The organism is Actinomadura syzygii, assembly GCF_008085905.1.
Taxonomy (GTDB): domain Bacteria; phylum Actinomycetota; class Actinomycetes; order Streptosporangiales; family Streptosporangiaceae; genus Spirillospora; species Spirillospora syzygii.
In genome coordinates this window covers 299750-314386 of sequence record NZ_VSFF01000001.1, presented here as the reverse complement: position 1 = coordinate 314386, position 14637 = coordinate 299750, and the positions used below count along the sequence as shown (strand labels likewise).

Annotated in this window: 13 protein-coding genes and 1 riboswitch; of the genes, 7 read left to right on the top strand and 6 right to left on the bottom strand. The window is 73.1% G+C overall.

The genetic code is table 11. From position 1 onward, the window contains the following. The first annotated feature begins 26 nt into the window (after window positions 1-26). The 6 genes from FXF65_RS01640 to FXF65_RS01615 are packed head-to-tail and all read left to right on the top strand — an operon-like array spanning window position 27 to window position 8365. Window positions 27-1580 carry an ABC transporter substrate-binding protein gene (locus tag FXF65_RS01640; protein WP_187412026.1) on the top strand — a complete coding sequence of 518 codons (1554 nt, stop codon included), beginning with the start codon at window positions 27-29 and terminating at the stop codon, window positions 1578-1580. A 16-nt stretch (window positions 1581-1596) separates the two neighbouring features. Further along, window positions 1597-3474: a dipeptide ABC transporter ATP-binding protein gene (locus FXF65_RS01635; RefSeq protein ID WP_148347760.1), complete on the top strand. Its 1878-nt coding sequence runs from the start codon at window positions 1597-1599 to the stop codon at window positions 3472-3474. Next, window positions 3471-4898: an amidase gene (locus FXF65_RS01630; protein WP_148347758.1), complete on the top strand. Its 1428-nt coding sequence runs from the start codon at window positions 3471-3473 to the stop codon at window positions 4896-4898. Before FXF65_RS01635 ends, FXF65_RS01630 begins: the two co-directional genes overlap by 4 nt. Before the next feature lie 25 nt (window positions 4899-4923). Then, window positions 4924-5712 carry an alpha/beta fold hydrolase gene (locus tag FXF65_RS01625; RefSeq protein ID WP_148347756.1) on the top strand — a complete coding sequence of 263 codons (789 nt, stop codon included), beginning with the start codon at window positions 4924-4926 and terminating at the stop codon, window positions 5710-5712. After that, a complete protein-coding gene (locus FXF65_RS01620) occupies window positions 5709-6938 on the top strand; it encodes an MFS transporter (RefSeq protein ID WP_148347754.1) in 1230 nt (409 codons plus the stop codon). Before FXF65_RS01625 ends, FXF65_RS01620 begins: the two co-directional genes overlap by 4 nt. Then, on the top strand, window positions 6935-8365 hold the full coding sequence (locus tag FXF65_RS01615) for an amidase (protein ID WP_187412024.1): 1431 nt from the start codon (window positions 6935-6937) through the stop codon (window positions 8363-8365). The genes FXF65_RS01620 and FXF65_RS01615 overlap by 4 nt, the downstream gene beginning before the upstream one ends. Window positions 8366-8381: 16 nt before the next feature. Here the strand turns inward: FXF65_RS01615 and FXF65_RS01610 are convergent, their stop codons facing one another. Beyond that, on the bottom strand, window positions 8382-8987 hold the full coding sequence (locus tag FXF65_RS01610; RefSeq protein WP_148347749.1) for a PadR family transcriptional regulator: 606 nt from the start codon (window positions 8985-8987) through the stop codon (window positions 8382-8384). 121 nt (window positions 8988-9108) lie between these two features. Between FXF65_RS01610 and FXF65_RS01605 the strand changes: the two genes are divergently transcribed. After that, window positions 9109-9981, top strand: a complete 873-nt coding sequence (locus tag FXF65_RS01605) for an SDR family NAD(P)-dependent oxidoreductase (RefSeq protein WP_148347748.1) — start codon at window positions 9109-9111, stop codon at window positions 9979-9981. Here FXF65_RS01605 and FXF65_RS01600 read toward each other — a convergent pair. The 5 genes from FXF65_RS01600 to FXF65_RS01580 all read right to left on the bottom strand — a co-directional run bounded on the left by FXF65_RS01600 (window position 9978) and on the right by FXF65_RS01580 (window position 14629). After that, window positions 9978-11021, bottom strand: a complete 1044-nt coding sequence (locus tag FXF65_RS01600; protein ID WP_148347746.1) for a C40 family peptidase — start codon at window positions 11019-11021, stop codon at window positions 9978-9980. The two genes, FXF65_RS01605 and FXF65_RS01600, sit on opposite strands and share 4 nt — an antisense overlap. Before the next feature lie 8 nt (window positions 11022-11029). Continuing rightward, window positions 11030-11167, bottom strand: a riboswitch (cyclic di-AMP (ydaO/yuaA leader). Between the two features lie 115 nt (window positions 11168-11282). Continuing rightward, entirely contained in the window at window positions 11283-12233 is a 951-nt protein-coding gene (locus FXF65_RS01595) for a M56 family metallopeptidase (RefSeq protein ID WP_148347744.1), read from the bottom strand. A gap of 4 nt (window positions 12234-12237) precedes the next feature. Further along, window positions 12238-12618, bottom strand: a complete 381-nt coding sequence (locus FXF65_RS01590; protein ID WP_148347742.1) for a BlaI/MecI/CopY family transcriptional regulator — start codon at window positions 12616-12618, stop codon at window positions 12238-12240. 59 nt (window positions 12619-12677) lie between these two features. Continuing rightward, a complete protein-coding gene (locus FXF65_RS01585) occupies window positions 12678-13187 on the bottom strand; it encodes a DUF4396 domain-containing protein (RefSeq protein WP_148347740.1) in 510 nt (169 codons plus the stop codon). A gap of 41 nt (window positions 13188-13228) precedes the next feature. Next, the gene (locus FXF65_RS01580; protein ID WP_148347738.1) at window positions 13229-14629 is read right to left on the bottom strand and encodes an MFS transporter; all 1401 of its coding nucleotides are present in this window, start codon (window positions 14627-14629) and stop codon (window positions 13229-13231) included. Window positions 14630-14637: the final 8 nt, after the last annotated feature.

The following is a 14637-nucleotide window of genomic DNA, read 5'->3' as shown; positions in this document are numbered from 1 at the left end:
AAGGCATCACTATGGCGGGCAAACGCATGGGAAGAGGCATGCTCGGCGCCCTGGCGCTCACCACCGCGGCGACGCTGGCCGTCGCCGGGTGCAGCGGCTCCGGGTCGTCGTCGTCCGGATCGTCCGGGACGGCGGCGCGCGGCGGCGCCCTGGTCGTCGCCGACGACAGCCAGCCGCTCAGCGGCCTCGACCCGATCATGGCCCAGGCGTTCAACGCCAAGCGCATGGTCGCGCAGTTCTACGAGGGCCTCCTCGCCCTCGACACCGACACGACGACGCTGAAGCCGGCGGTCGCGGAGTCGTGGAAGCAGGTGTCCCCGACCGAGTACGAGTTCACGCTGCGCAAGGGCGTCACGTTCCACGACGGGACGCCGGTGAAGGCCACCGACGTCGTGTTCAGCCTCAAGCGGATCGTCGACCCGAAGACGCACTCGCCGTACGTGTCGCTCTACACCTTCAAGGACGTCAAGGCGGTCGGCGAGGACAAGGTCACCATCACGCTCAAGGAGCCGCAGGCGTCGCTGCTCCACCTGCTCGCCCAGCCGTGGAGCGCCGGGATCGTCAGCGAGCAGTGGACGAAGTCCAAGTCGGAGAACGAGCGCAAGACCCAGGAGAACGGCACCGGCCCGTACAAGCTGGCCGCGTACCAGGAGGGCTCGCTCATCAAGACGGTGAAGTTCGCCGGGTACTGGGACAAGCCCAAGCCCGGGTTCGACGCCATCGACTACCGGCTCATCCCGGACGAGTCCACCCGCGTCCAGGCCCTCCAGTCCGGCTCGGTCGACATGACGCAGGTCAAGCTGCCGAAGAACGTTGAGGCGCTGAAGCGGCGCGGCATCAACGTGGGCCCGACGCACAACGTCGGGTCGTACTGGCTCGGCATGAACGCCGCGCAGGGCCCGCTCGCGAACGAGAAGGTCCGCAAGGCGATCAGCGTCGGCATCGACCGCCAGCAGCTCATCAAGATCGGCTCGCAGGGCGTCGGGGAGCTGGCGGGGATCGTCCCGCCCGCCGACCCGCTGGGCGCGGCCGCCACGGCCGACTTCCCGAACTACACCTACAACCAGGCCGAGGCGAAGAAGCTGCTCGCCGAGTCGGGCGCGAAGGACGTCAAGCTGACCGTCGCCCTCCAGTCGGAGATCCCGGAGATCCTGCCGACGGCCCAGCTCATGAAGCAGCAGCTCTCCGAGATCGGCATCGAGCTGGAGATCAAGCAGCTCCCCTTCGGGCAGCTCGTCGGCAACCTGCTGTCCGGCAAGTGGAACGCGGACATGATCCAGCTCACCGCCGCGCTCAACGCCGACGCCAGCCAGTACCTCGCGCTGTGGTTCGCCAAGGGCATCCCGTCCACGAAGATCGACGACCCGAAGCTGTGGCAGATGATGTCGGACGCCGTCACCAAGGCGAAGGACGACGCCGAGCGCAAGCGGATGTACGCGGAGATCAACCGGTACGTCGCGGAGCGCGTGTACATGGTCGTCCCGTACGCGGCCCCGATCGCCTACGACGTGTGGGGGCCGAAGCTCAAGAAGTTCGAGGCGGACCCGTCCGGCACGCGCATCTTCCTGAAGAACTCCTGACCGGCCGAGGAGAGGCATGAAGGGCAGACCTGTGGCGGACACAGCGGACCCGGCGGCCCCGGACGGCGCGGACGGCGACCCGTCCGGCCCGGTCCTCGCGATCCGCAACCTGACCATCGGGTACGGGACCGGGGCGCCGAGCGTCCGGGGCGTGGACCTCAGCGTGCGGAGCGGCGAGATCGTCGGGCTGATCGGGGAGAGCGGCAGCGGCAAGAGCTCGGTCGCGCTCGGCTGCCTCGGGCTGCTGCCGAAGGCCGCCGAGGTGACCGCGGACGAGCTGACGATCTGCGGCACCGACGTCCTCGCGGCGGACGAGCGGACGCTGACGCGGATGCGCGGCGACTCCGTCGCGATGGTCTTCCAGGACGCCATGGGCGCGCTCGACCCGAGCATGCGGATCGGGAACCAGATCGCGGAGGTCGTCACCCGGCACCGCGGGGTGAAGCGGGCGGAGGCGCGGGCCGTCGTCCGGGAGCTGCTGGACAAGGTCGGCGTCCCCGAGCCGGACCGGCGGGCCCGGCAGTACCCGCACCAGCTGTCCGGCGGTCTCCGGCAGCGCGCGGCGGTCGCGCTCGCGCTGGCCGGGGACCCGGCGCTGCTGCTCGCGGACGAGCCGACGACGGCGCTCGACGTCACCGTCCAGGCCGGGATCCTGGAGCTGTTCCGGACGGTCCGCGACGAGTTCGGCGTCGGCATCGTGCTCATCTCGCACGACATCGGCGTCATCGCCCAGACGGCGGACCGGGTCGCGGTCATGCTCGACGGGGAGATCGTCGAGCACGGCGGCGTCGAGGAGGTGCTGCTGGAGCCGAAGACGGAGTACACGCGGATGCTGCTGCGCTCCGTCCCGCACCTGGACCGGCCGCGCGACGAGCCGGAGTCGCGGCCGGTCGCCGGGAAGCCGCTCTACGTCGTGGACGACGTCAGCCGCACCTACCGGTCGCGCGGACGCCTCATCCACGCGGTTCAGGGGGTGTCCCTCGACGTCCGGGAGGGTGAGGTGCTCGGGGTCGTCGGCGAGTCCGGCTCTGGGAAGAGCACGCTGGCGAAGATGCTCGTCCACCTCGAACGGCCGGACTCCGGACGGCTGACGATGAGCGAGCCCGGCCACCGGGCCGGGGGCAGTGGCGGCGGGCGGGCCGGCAGGCTCCGCCGGCGGGTGCAGATGGTCTTCCAGCATCCGGCGGGCTCGCTGAACCCGAGGTTGCGCGTCGGGACGTCCGTGCGGGAGCCCCTCGCGGCGTCCGACACGGGCGCGAAGGCCGCCGCCGAGCGGGTGCGGGAGGTGCTCCGCGAGGTCGGCCTGCCCGAGGACAGCGCCGCCCGGCTGCCGGACGAGTTCTCCGGCGGCCAGAAGCAGCGCATCGCCATCGCCCGCGCCATCGTCGGGGACCCGAGGGTCGTCGTGCTGGACGAGCCGACGTCCGCGCTCGACGTGTCCGTCCAGGCGCAGGTGCTCGACCTGCTCTCGAAGATCCAGCGCGCCGAGAACCTGACGTACGTCTTCATCTCACACGACCTGGCCGTGGTGCGGGCGATCAGCGACCGTGTCGCGGTGATGTACGCGGGACGCCTCGTCGAGCTGGCGGACGCGGCGAGCCTGTTCGAGGCGCCCGCGCACTGGTACACGCGGGAGCTGCTGGCGGCGATGCCGTCGCCGGACCCGCGGGACCGTCCGGAGCGGCCCGAGCGGCGGCCGCGAGCCGGTCAGGCGGAGTCCGGTCAAGCGGAGTCCGGTCAAGGGGAGGAGGCGGCGGCCCCGGCCGGGTGCGCGTTCGCGTCGCGCTGCCCGGCCGCCGAGGACAACTGCCGGACGGTCCGTCCCGAACCCGTCGAACTGGAGCCCGGCCGCGTGGTCGCCTGCCACCACCCCGCTGGGATGGAGGGACGATGACCGATCTCGTGGACGTCGACGCCGTGGGCCAGGCCGAACTGGTGCGCCGGGGCGAGGCGACCCCGGAGGAGCTCGTCCAGGCGGCCGTCGAGCGGATCGAGGCGACCGACGCGCAGGTCAACGCGGTCGTCCACCGCCGCTACGAGCGGGCGCTCGACGCCGCCCGGGAGGCCGCGCCCGGCGCGCCGTTCGCCGGTGTCCCGATGCTGGTCAAGGCGCTGAACGACAGCGCGGGCGACCCGGCGAACCTCGGCTCGGCGTGGGTCGCGAAGACGGGTCGGACGGCGCGCGCGGACTCGGCGATCAACCGCCGTCTCACCGGCGCGGGCTTCATCGTGGTCGGGCAGACGTCCACGCCGGAGTTCGGGCTCGTGTCCGTCAGCGAGAGCAAGGTGCACGGGATCACGCGCAACCCGTGGCGGCTCGACCTGACGTCCGGCGGCTCGTCGGGCGGGGCGTCCGCGGCCGTCGCGGCGGGCATGGTCCCCGCCGCGCAGGGCGGCGACGGCGGCGGCTCGATCCGGATGCCCGCCGCGTTCTGCCACCTCGTCGGGCTCAAGCCGAGTGACGGGCGGATCAGCGCGGGGCCGGGCGTCCCGAGCCGGTGGGGGCACAGCGTCCCGGCGGTGGTGACGCGGACCGTCCGGGACACGGCGAGCATCCTCGACGCGCTCAGCGGCGGCGCGCCCGGCGACACGGGGCGGCCACCGGCCCTCCCGGACGGCGGCCTCGCCGGGCTCGTCGGACGCGATCCCGGCCCCCTCCGCATCGGGGTCCTGTCGCACGCTCCTGAGCATGCGCCGCAGGTCGTGCCGGTGGTGCGCGACGCCGTCCTGGACATGGCGAACCTGCTCGACGGCCTCGGACACCGGGTCGAGGAGTCACACCCCGACGCGCTCATGGACCCGCTGTGCCTGCCGATGTTCTTCGACGCGCTGAGCGTGACGGCCGCGCAGGACGCCGACGCCCTCGCCGCCGAACTCGGCGCCGAACCCGGCCCGTCCGACCTCGACGAGATCACCTGGTTCTGGGTGAAGCGGGGACGCGAGATCACCGGACTCGAACTGGCCGACGCGCTGACCTGGCAGGGACGGCTCCGCGCCCGCATGGCCCGGTGGTGGACGGGCGGCTTCGACCTGCTGCTGAGCCCGGTCTTCGCCACCCCGCCGAAGCCGGTGAGCTGGCCGTGGACCGAGCCGGACGGGATCCAGGCGTCGGTCGACGTCCTGACCTTCACCGCGCCGTTCAACACGACCGGGCAGCCCGCGATCTCCGTCCCGGCGACGGTCACGGACGCGGGGGAACCGATCGGCGTCCAGCTCGTCGCCGCGTACGGGCGGGAGGACCTCCTCGTCTCGGTCGCGGCGCAGATCGAGTCCGCACGTCCGTGGGCGCACCTCCGGCCGCCCGTCTTCGCCGGTTGACCTGGCCGGTTACTTAGGAGTCCGCATGCAAGTCCGACGCTCGTACGCCGACACCCCGTTCGGCCAGATCCATTTCGCCGAGTGCGGGGCCGGGACGCCGGTGCTCTTCCTGCACCAGACGCCGCGCTCCTGGACGGAGTACATCGACGTCCTCCCGCTCGCCGGACGCCACGTCCGGGCCATCGCGATGGACACGCTCGGGTTCGGGCAGTCCGCCCGCACGTCCCGGACGTTCTCCATCGAGCTGTTCGCCGACGGGGTCGCCGCCCTGCTCGACGCACTCTCCCTGGAGCGCGTCGCGGTCGTCGGTCACCACACCGGGGCCGTCATCGCGCTGGAGGCCGCCGCGCGGCATCCGGAGCGGGTGGACGCGCTGGTCCTGTCGGCGATGCCGCTCGTCACGCCGGAGCGGCGGCTGCTGGTGCGGGACCGTCCGCCGATCGACCACGTCGATCCCGAGCCGGACGGCAGCCACCTCACCGAGCTGTGGCGCCGCCGCGGAGCCTTCTACGAGAAGGGCGAGGAGGCCCACCTGACCCGGTGCGTGATCGACGCGCTCGGCGTGGTCGACCGCGTCGAGGAAGGGCACGTCGCCGTCAACGAGTACCCGATGGAGAAGCGGATTCCCCTGGTCACCGCCCCTGTGCACCTGATCTGCGGCGCGGGTGACGGCTACTCGATGCCGGACCAGGAGCGGCTCGCGGAACTGCTCAGCGCCACCTTCCAGCCCATCGAGGGCGCCGGGGTGTCGCTCCCAGAGCAGCGGCCGGAAGCCTTCGCCGACGAGGTCGTGAAGTTCGTGACCGCGAGGTGAGTCCCGAGGGCGCGGCGTCCATGGGGCGGCACGAATGGTCGATCGTCGCGGCGTCGGTGTTCTGCACGATCTCCGCCGCGGCGCCGCCGTTCCTGGTCGGCGTGCTCGCCATCCACATCCGGGACGACTTCCCCTTCACGTCCGTGCACCTCGCTGTCGTCGTCGCCGTGTACTTCGCGGTGTCGGCGGCCATGTCGATGGCGGCGGGACGGATCATCCACCGGTTCGGCGCCCGGCGCTGCATGCGGACCGCGATGGTCCTCGCCGTCGTGTCGCTGGCGCTGGTGGCGTCCGCGCGGAACTGGCAGACGCTGCTGCTCGCGCAGATCGCCGGGGGCGCGGGCAACTCGATGGTGCAGCCGACCGTCAGCCAGGCGCTCGGCACGGTGATCCCGCGGCGGTTCCGCGGGCTCGCGTTCGGGCTCAACCAGTCGGCGGTGCCGCTCGCCACGCTGATCGTCGCGCTGCTGATCCCGCTCCTGACGCTCACGCTCGGCTGGCGCTGGTGCGCGGCCGTCCTCGCGGTCGAGGCGGCGGTGGTCGCGTTCGGCGTCCCGGACGTCCGGGGCCGGGACGCGGCTCGCCCTGGAACGATCCAGCCACACCGGCGCCGTCGCCGGATCGGGGGTTCGCTGCCGCTGCTGATGTGCGGGGCGTCCTTCGCGTCGATGGCCGGGACGAACATCCCGGCGTTCCTCACCAGCTCGGCCGCCGACATGGGGATGACGGCCCGCTCGGCGGCGGCGCTCCAGATGGCGGGCAGCGCCGTCTGCGTCGCGGTCCGCGTCGCCGCCGGATGGTCCGGGAACGGGCGCAAACCCGACTACCTGCGTCCGGCCGCCGCGATGCTGGTCGGCGGCGGCGTCGGCTACGCGTTCCTCGCGAGCGGCTCGATCGGCCTCTTCACGGCCGGGGCGCTCCTCGCGTTCGGCCTCGGCTGGGGCTGGTCGGGCCTGTTCCACCTGTCGGTCACGCAGCGCTTCGGCGACGACGTCGCCGGGGCCACCGGGTTCGTCCAGGCGGGCGTGTACGTCGGCGCGATGACCGGGCCGCTCGTGTTCGGGGTGGTGTTCGAGCGGCTCGGCGGCGGCGCCGCCTGGACGATCACCTGCGGCATGTCTCTCGTCGCCGCCGCCCTGCTGCTCCTCGCGCAACTCCACCTGGCGCGCGCCGTCCCCGCCACCCCGCACCCACCCGAGAAGGAAGGCAGCACCCAATGGGCATGAGCGAAGAACTCGCAGGCACGGACGCGATCGGCCAGGCCGCGCTGGTCCGTGCCGGGGAGGTCACGGCGGCCGAGCTGACCGAGGCCGCGATCGCCCGGATCGAGGCCGTCGACGGACGCCTCAACGCCGTCATCCACCGCCGTTTCGACAAGGCGCGCCAGGAGGTCGCCGACGGCCTCCCGGACGGCCCTTTCCACGGCGTCCCGATCCTCCTGAAGGACCTCGGGTGCGAGATGGCGGGGGAGCCGTCCCACTCCGGCAACCGGCTCCTCCGCGACCTCGGTCACCGCGCCACCGAGGACGCGGAGCTGACGAAGTCGGTCCGGCGGGCCGGGTTCGCGATCCTCGGGCGGACGAACGTCCCCGAGTTCGGCCTGGTCAACACCACCGAGCCGGTCGCCTACGGCCCGGCGCGCAACCCGTGGGACACCGGCCGGTCGACCGGCGGCTCGTCCGGCGGGTCGGCGGCGGCGGTCGCGGCGGGCCTCGTCCCGATCGCGCAGGCCAGCGACGGCGGCGGATCCATCCGCATGCCCGCCTCGAACTGCGGGCTCTTCGGCCTGAAGCCGAGCCGGGGCCGGATCAGCCCGGCGCCGGGCGGCGACAACATGGAGGGTCACACCACCCTCGGGTTCGTGTCGCGGACGGTGCGCGACACCGCCGCCGCGCTCGACCTCGCCGCCGGTTACCGCACCGGGGACTCGATGGTCGCGCCGCACCGTCCGGAGAGCTACCTCGCGCTCACCGCCGCCGACCCGGAGCCGCTGCGCATCGGGCTGATGGACGTCCCGGACGTCAACGGCTTCCCCGTGGACGCCGACGTCAACGCGGTCGTCCGTGAGGCGGCCGGGTTCCTCTCCGGGCTCGGCCACCGGGTGGAGGTGTCGCACCCCGAGGCGATGACCGACCCCGAGTTCCTCGACCGGTGGCTGCAACTGCTCAGCCCGACCGTCACGGCGCTGTTCGAGGACCTGGAGGCGCTCGCGGGCCGTCCGCTGGAACGCGGCGACGCCGAGGAGATGGCCTGGTGGTGGCGGGAGCGCGGCACGGAGATCGGCGCGGCCCGGCACATCGCGAACCAGGACTGGCGCGACCGCTACCGCCGCCGGATGGCCTCCTGGTGGGCGGACGGCGGGTTCGACGTGCTGCTCTCGCCCGTCCTGCCGACGTCCGCGACACCGCTCGGCTACTTCGACGGCGAGGAGGGCCTGCGCAGGTCGATCCGGATCCTCTGCTTCACGCCGCAGTTCAACATGGTGGGGCAGCCCGCCGCGTCCGTCCCGTTCGGATTCAGCCGCGACGGCCTCCCGGTCGGCATCCACCTGGCCGCCGCCTACGGGCGCGAGGACGTCCTCATCCGCCTGGCGGCCCAGATCGAGCGCACCCGCCCCTGGGCACAGCACCGCCCCGCGATATTCGCGGACTGAGGCCCCCGCGCCTCGATCAGTCGGTCGGCTGGGTTTCGTCGGGCCGGGTTTCGTCGGGCTGGGTGTTGTCGGGCTGGGTGGTTCCGAAGTCTTCGGCGGTCATCGGGTCGGTCTCCTGCGCCCAGCGTGCCCAGTCGACCAGCGCCTGGTTGACGCGGACGCCCGCCTCCAGTGCGATCCGCATCGCGCGCGCCTGGCGGCCGGTGCCCCATTCGCCGCGGTCCTTGCTTTCGGCGTAGCCGCGCAGTCGTTGGGCCATCTCGTCGTAGAACCGCCCCTCGCGGGCCAGGTGCGCCTTGAGGTCGTCCGGGTCCATGAGCCAGAAGAAGTACGAGCGGAACAGGGTCTCCATCCGGAAGGTGTGGTCGACCTCCACCTCGGACAGCCAGCGCCGCACCTCTGCCAGGCCCGCGTCCGTGAGCCGGTACGCCTTGCGGCCGCGCGGGCCGTGGCTGTCGACCTCGATGAGACCCGCGGTCTCCAACCGGGACAGCTCCATGTAGATCTGCGGATGCCGGGCGGGCCACACCAGGCCCAGTGCCTCGGAGAAGCGGCGTGCCAGGTCGTATCCGCTCGCCGGGCCTTCGGCCAGCAACCCGAGGAGGCCATGGCGCAGCGACATCCGCACACTCCGGCGACGAGATCCGATCCATCCCTTCGCGCCATCTTGACACATCGGAACACACAGGTAAACGATGACATGTACAGATGAACATGTCCGTTCAATCAGCTGAGGTGATCACATGTCTGGAACGGGTGCGTCGCGGGCGGTCCTGCTGACCGGGGCCAACGGCGGGATCGGCCACGCCACGGCGCGGGCGCTGGCCGAGGAGGGCTTCCAGGTCTTAGCGGGAGTGCGGAGCAGTGTCGGGCGGCTCTCCGAGATCCCGGGGGTGCGAATCCTCCCGCTGGACGTCACCGACCCCGAGAGCATCGAGGAGGCCGTCCGCCAGGCGCGGACCAGCGTGGGCGACGACCTCCACGCGGTGGTCAACAACGCGGGGATCATCGTCCAGGGGCCGTTCGAGCTCGTTCCGGCGGACGAGCTGCGGCGCCAGTTCGAGGTCAACGTGTTCGGCCCGGCCGCCGTCACGCGGGCGTTCCTGCCGATGCTGAGGTCCGGCCGGGGACGGGTCGTCAACCTCACCGCCGCCACCGCGCGGGTCGCGGGCCCGTTCTTCGGCCCGGTCTCGGCGAGCAAGGCCGCGCTCGCCTCGATGTCGGACGCCCTGCGCCTGGAGTTGGCGCACTGGGGCATCCGCGTCGTGGTGGTCGAACCGGGGCTGACGGACACCGCGATCTTCGCCAAGGCCGCCGCCGCCACCGAGGCGGCGGCCGCCGAGCTGCCGCCCGACCGGGTCGCGATGTACCGGGGGCAGCTCGACGCGGTCAACGCCTCGATGTCGAAGGCGAAGGCCGCGCCGCCGTCGGTCGTCGCGGCGGCCGTCGTCCGCGCGCTGACCGCGGGCAGGCCGAGGCCCCGCTACACCGTCGGACCGGACACGCGGCTGCTCGGCCTGCTCGCCCGCCTGCCGCTGCGGACGCGCGACCGGCTGCTGTCCCGGGCCATCGGCCTGCACAAGGTCACTCTGGCGAAGGGCGAGCGACCGAGTTAGGCCACCCGGACGCCGCCCGCGAACGGCCGACCGGCGATCGGGGCGATCTTCACGACGTCGCCGGTCTGCGGCGCGTGCACCATGTTCCCGTTGCCGATGTAGAGGCCCATGTGGTGCAGGTCGCTGTAGAAGAACACCAGGTCGCCGGGCTTGAGCTGGCTCTGCGAGACGCGGGTTCCGGCGGTGAACTGGGCGCCGGTGTAGTGGGGGAGGCTGATGCCGACCTGGGCGTAGGCGTAGAGCGTCAGCCCGGAGCAGTCGAAGCCCTTGATGTTGGCGCCCTGCGCGGTGCCGTAGGTCGGCCCGGACGCGCTGCCCCCGCCCCACGAGTACGGGACGCCGCGCTGCGCCAGCGCCGCCGAGACCGCGGCCATGGCCTTCGCCGAGGCGCCCCCGGGATCGACGTTCACGGCCGGGCCCGCGCCCGTGCGCGCCCCAGGGCCGACCCCCAGTTTGGCTTCGACCTTCTTCAACCTGGCTTGCAGGTCCTTGCGCTTCTTCTTCGCTTCCTCGGTGAGTTCGCGGACCTGCTTGGCCCGCGCCTCGGCGGACTTCCGGGCGCGTTCCGCCGCCTGCATCATCTGGAGGAGCTGGGCGATGCGGGCGCCGTCCTGGCGGGCGAAGTAGTTGAGGGTGGCCGACTGGTCCAGCACGGCCTGCGGGTCGCCGGAGGAGGCGAACGCGACCGCCGGGTCCGCCGGACCGTTCTTGTAGCTGTCGGCGGCGAGCTGGACGATCCGCGCACGGGCCTCGTCCAGCGCCTTCTTCTGCCGCGCCGCGTTGCCCTCGGCGACCCTGGCGGCGCGCTGCGCCTGCTGGAGCCGGACCCGCAGCCCGTTGTACTGCTCGCTGAGCTTCTCCGCGTCGTCGGCGAGCTTCTTCTGCTGGGCGGTCAGCTCCTTGCGGGTCGGCTTCGGCTCGGCGATCGCCGCCGGGGGAGCCGCGAGGCTCGCGACGAGGGCGATGGACGCCGTCCAGGCCGTGCCCGCCACGATCCTGCGGCGGGCGGACGTTCCGGAATCGGCAGCGCGACGCTGCATGCGGTGGGTCCTCTCCTGTACCGCCTACCGGGTGAGCTGCCGGGTTCGGGCCGGAGTCGCCCTACCGCTCGCGGGAGCGGATTCACCCCAGGTGGAGAAACGGTTCCCCGGTTCCGCGGGCCGCGTAGGGCCCGCGAGATTCGGCGCGGCCGCCACCGTCCCCGGCGGGGACGCGCCGCGACGACCTCCGACGCAGCGTAGGAGATAACGGCCTCATCTCGCCACCCAAGCGGCGGATTACGACAAACCGCCGCAAGGATCTCAGCAGAGGTGGGTCAGCTCGGTGATGGTCGCGGCCGCGACGACCAGCGGGGCGGCGACGGCGAGCGCGGCGAAGGTGGACGCGGCGAAGGCGGACGCGGCCGCCCGCGCGGCCCGGCGCGGCCCGCCCGTCCCCGCGCTCTCCAGCCGCAGCACCCGCTCCGCCAGCGCCCCGGCGTCCGGGCTCGCGGCGCCGAGCGCGCCGGCCACCCCGGGCGCCGCCGCGAGCCGCCGCAGCGCGCCGACGAGCGTCCGTCCGCCGCAGGCCCGCGCCGCAGCGTCGTCGGCGGCCATCTCCAGCAGCAGCGGAAGCGTCCGCTTCGCCCGCCGGATGGTGGGCGGCCACGGCAGGACGGCGTGCGCCAGGTCGAGCATGAGCAGCAGCGCGTGGTGCCGCTGCCGCAGATGGGCCCGCTCGTGCACGAGGACCGCGTCGAACTCCGCCGGCGTGAGGGCGTCCCGCGTGCCGGTGCTGACCACGATCGCGCGCCGCCGGGCGGGCAGCGAGTAGGCCACCGGGACCGGATGGTCGAGCACGAGGACGTCCCCGTGCCGCTCGTCCTCGCTCGCGACGAGCCGGAGCATCTCGCGGTGCCGCCTCCGGTGCCGCACCGTGCGCCGCAGCCGGGGCAGCCCGCGCGCGACCCGGAACCCGCACGCCGCCAGCAGGACCAGGCTCGCGGCCGCCGCCGTGACGATCGCCTTGCCGCCGTGGTGCGGCAGGCAGTCGCGCAGCCATTCCAGCAGGCCGTGGCCGGGCGCGGGCGGCGACAGCAGCGCCGCCGCGACGACCCCGGCGCAGGCGATGAAGGTGCCGGTCACGGCCCCGACCCAGCAGGCGATGGCGGTCCCCGGACGCGCGGCGGACCGTCCGAGCCGGTCGAGCACCGGCCCCGCCGAGCAGCCCAGCAGCACGGCGGTGGCGATCAGCCCGAGCACGAGGTAGACCACGCCGTCATTCCCCCTCGGCGCCGGAGGCACGGCGGCGCAGGGCGTCCAGCAGGTGGCGCGCGTCCTCCGGCGGGACGCTCTCCGCGAACCGGGTGAGGATGCTCCCGTGGTCGGCGGACTCGGTGAGCGCGTCGAGCATCAGCTCGACCGCGTACTCCTCCCGGGCGCGGGTCGGCGAGTAGCGGAAGGCCAGCCCGTCCCGCGTGCGCCGCAGCAGCCCTTTCTGCGCCAGCCGCTCGGCCACGGTCTGGACGGTGTTGTAAGCGAGCGTCTTGTCGGCGTTCTCGTTCAGTTCCGCCAGCAGCTCGCGGACCCGCAGTGGGCCGGGTGCCTCCCACAGCACGTCCATGATGGAGCGCTCAAGCGATCCACCCAGTCCGGCCATGCGAGACACCTCCGTTCCCCCACATTGTGCCGGAGAACCCGGCGCCGCCCGTTGAGCCGTCAGTGGTGGTACTGGTGGACGACGGCGTGCCCCTTGCCCTTGCCGATCATCCAGCGGTTCACCGGGGTCGTGAGGGCGAACGCGACGACGAACGCGATGGCCAGCGCGCCCCAGAACTTCGCGTCCGCCAGACCCGCGTGCATGGCGCCGGGGATCAGCACCATGGTCGCGTTGTCCAGCACCTCCATGATCGCGATCGAGACCGTGTCGGCGGCCAGGGCGACCTTGAACGCCGCCTGCATCGACAGCCCGGCCTTCAACACTCCGCGCATGGTCAGCGCGTAGCCGAACACGAACGCCAGGACCACGGCGAGGACGATCGTGGCCGTGTTCGACCAGCCGAACGCCGTCCCGATGACCATCCCGAGCACCTCGCCGATGGCGCATCCGGTGAGGCAGTGCAGCGTCGCCTGCGCGGCCATCGTCCAGGAGACCGCCCCTGCGTGATGATGATCGTCGTGCCCGTGCGTGCCGCTCTGGTGCGACTCGTGCCCGTCGTGCGTGGTCATCCATACTCTCCAGCCGCTTGTCCGACTTGCGGAAGTATGCCCTACACGTTGTAGGAGGCCGGACGTCCGGGGGTGAGTGCGGCCGCGGCGGCGGCCGTGACGGCGGCGGCGACCGCGGCGAGGACGAACCCATGGGTGAAGCCGTCGAGCGTGTCGCCGACGAGGCTGGCGGCGGCGACGCTGGAGATGACGGCGGCCCCGATGGACGCGCCGAACTCGTGGAACGTGCTGACGATGCCGGAGGCGATCCCGGCCTCGTGCGGGGCGACCTGCCCCAGCGCGGTCGCGGACGCGACGACGAACATCGCCCCGGTCCCCGCGCCCGCGATCGCCGTCCCTGCCACGACGGTCGCCGGGTGCATCGACAGGGCGGGGAGCGCCATCCCGGCGGCGGCGACGAGCGGCCCGACGACGGCGAGCGGCCGCGCGCCCGTCCGGGCGATGGCGCGGCCGGTGAGGTCGGCGCCGAGCATCGTCGCCGCCGCGACCGGCAGGAACAGCAGGCCGGTACGCAGGGCGCCGTAGCCGCGCGCGTGCTGGAAGTAGAACGTGCCGAGGAAGAACACCGCGATCATCAGCGCGGTGGCGACGAGGATCAGGAACGTGCCGGTGGCCACCGTCCGCCGGACGAGCAGCGCGACGTCCATCATCGGGGACGCGGCCGTCCGCTGCCGGATCACGAAGGCCAGGTAGCCGACCGCGGCGAGCAGGACGAGCAGCCCGGTCGCGACCGTGAGCCAGCCATGGTCCCCGGCGCGGATCAAGGCGTAGATCAGGCTGCCGGACGAGGCGGTGACCAGCAGCGCGCCGAGCAGGTCGAGCCCGCCGCGCGCCCGGGGCACTTCCCGCCGGGGCAGCGTCCGGGCGAGCGCGGCGGCGACGGCGAGGCCGATCGGCACGTTGACGTAGAACACCCACGGCCAGCCCGGACCGGCGGTGAGCGCCCCGCCGAGCAGGACGCCGAGGGCCGCGCCGCCGCCCCCGAGCGCCGACCAGACGCCGAGCGCCTTGTTCCGCTCCTCGCCGTCGAACAGGCTCACCACGAACGACAGCGCGGACGGGGACAGCAGCGCCGCGCCGAGCCCCTGGGCGATCCGTCCGGCGAGCAGCAGACCGCCCGCGCCCGCGAGCCCCGTCACCAGCGACGCGGCAGTGAAGACCAGCAGCCCGGCGAGGACGACGCGCCGCGCGCCGAACAGGTCGGCGGCCCGTCCGCCGAGCAGCATGAGTCCGCCGAAGGTCAGGGTGTAGGCGCTGACCGTCCAGGTCACGGCCTGGCGGCTCAGGCCGAGGTCGGCCTCGATGTGGGGCAGCGCGATGGCGACGACGGTGACGTCCAGGATCAGCATGAGCTGGGCCAGCCCGAGGAGGCCGAGGATGCGCCAGCGCAGCGGATTTCGCGCGTCTTGCCGGGTGGACGGGTCGTGGGCCTGGTGTGTCATCGGGGGGT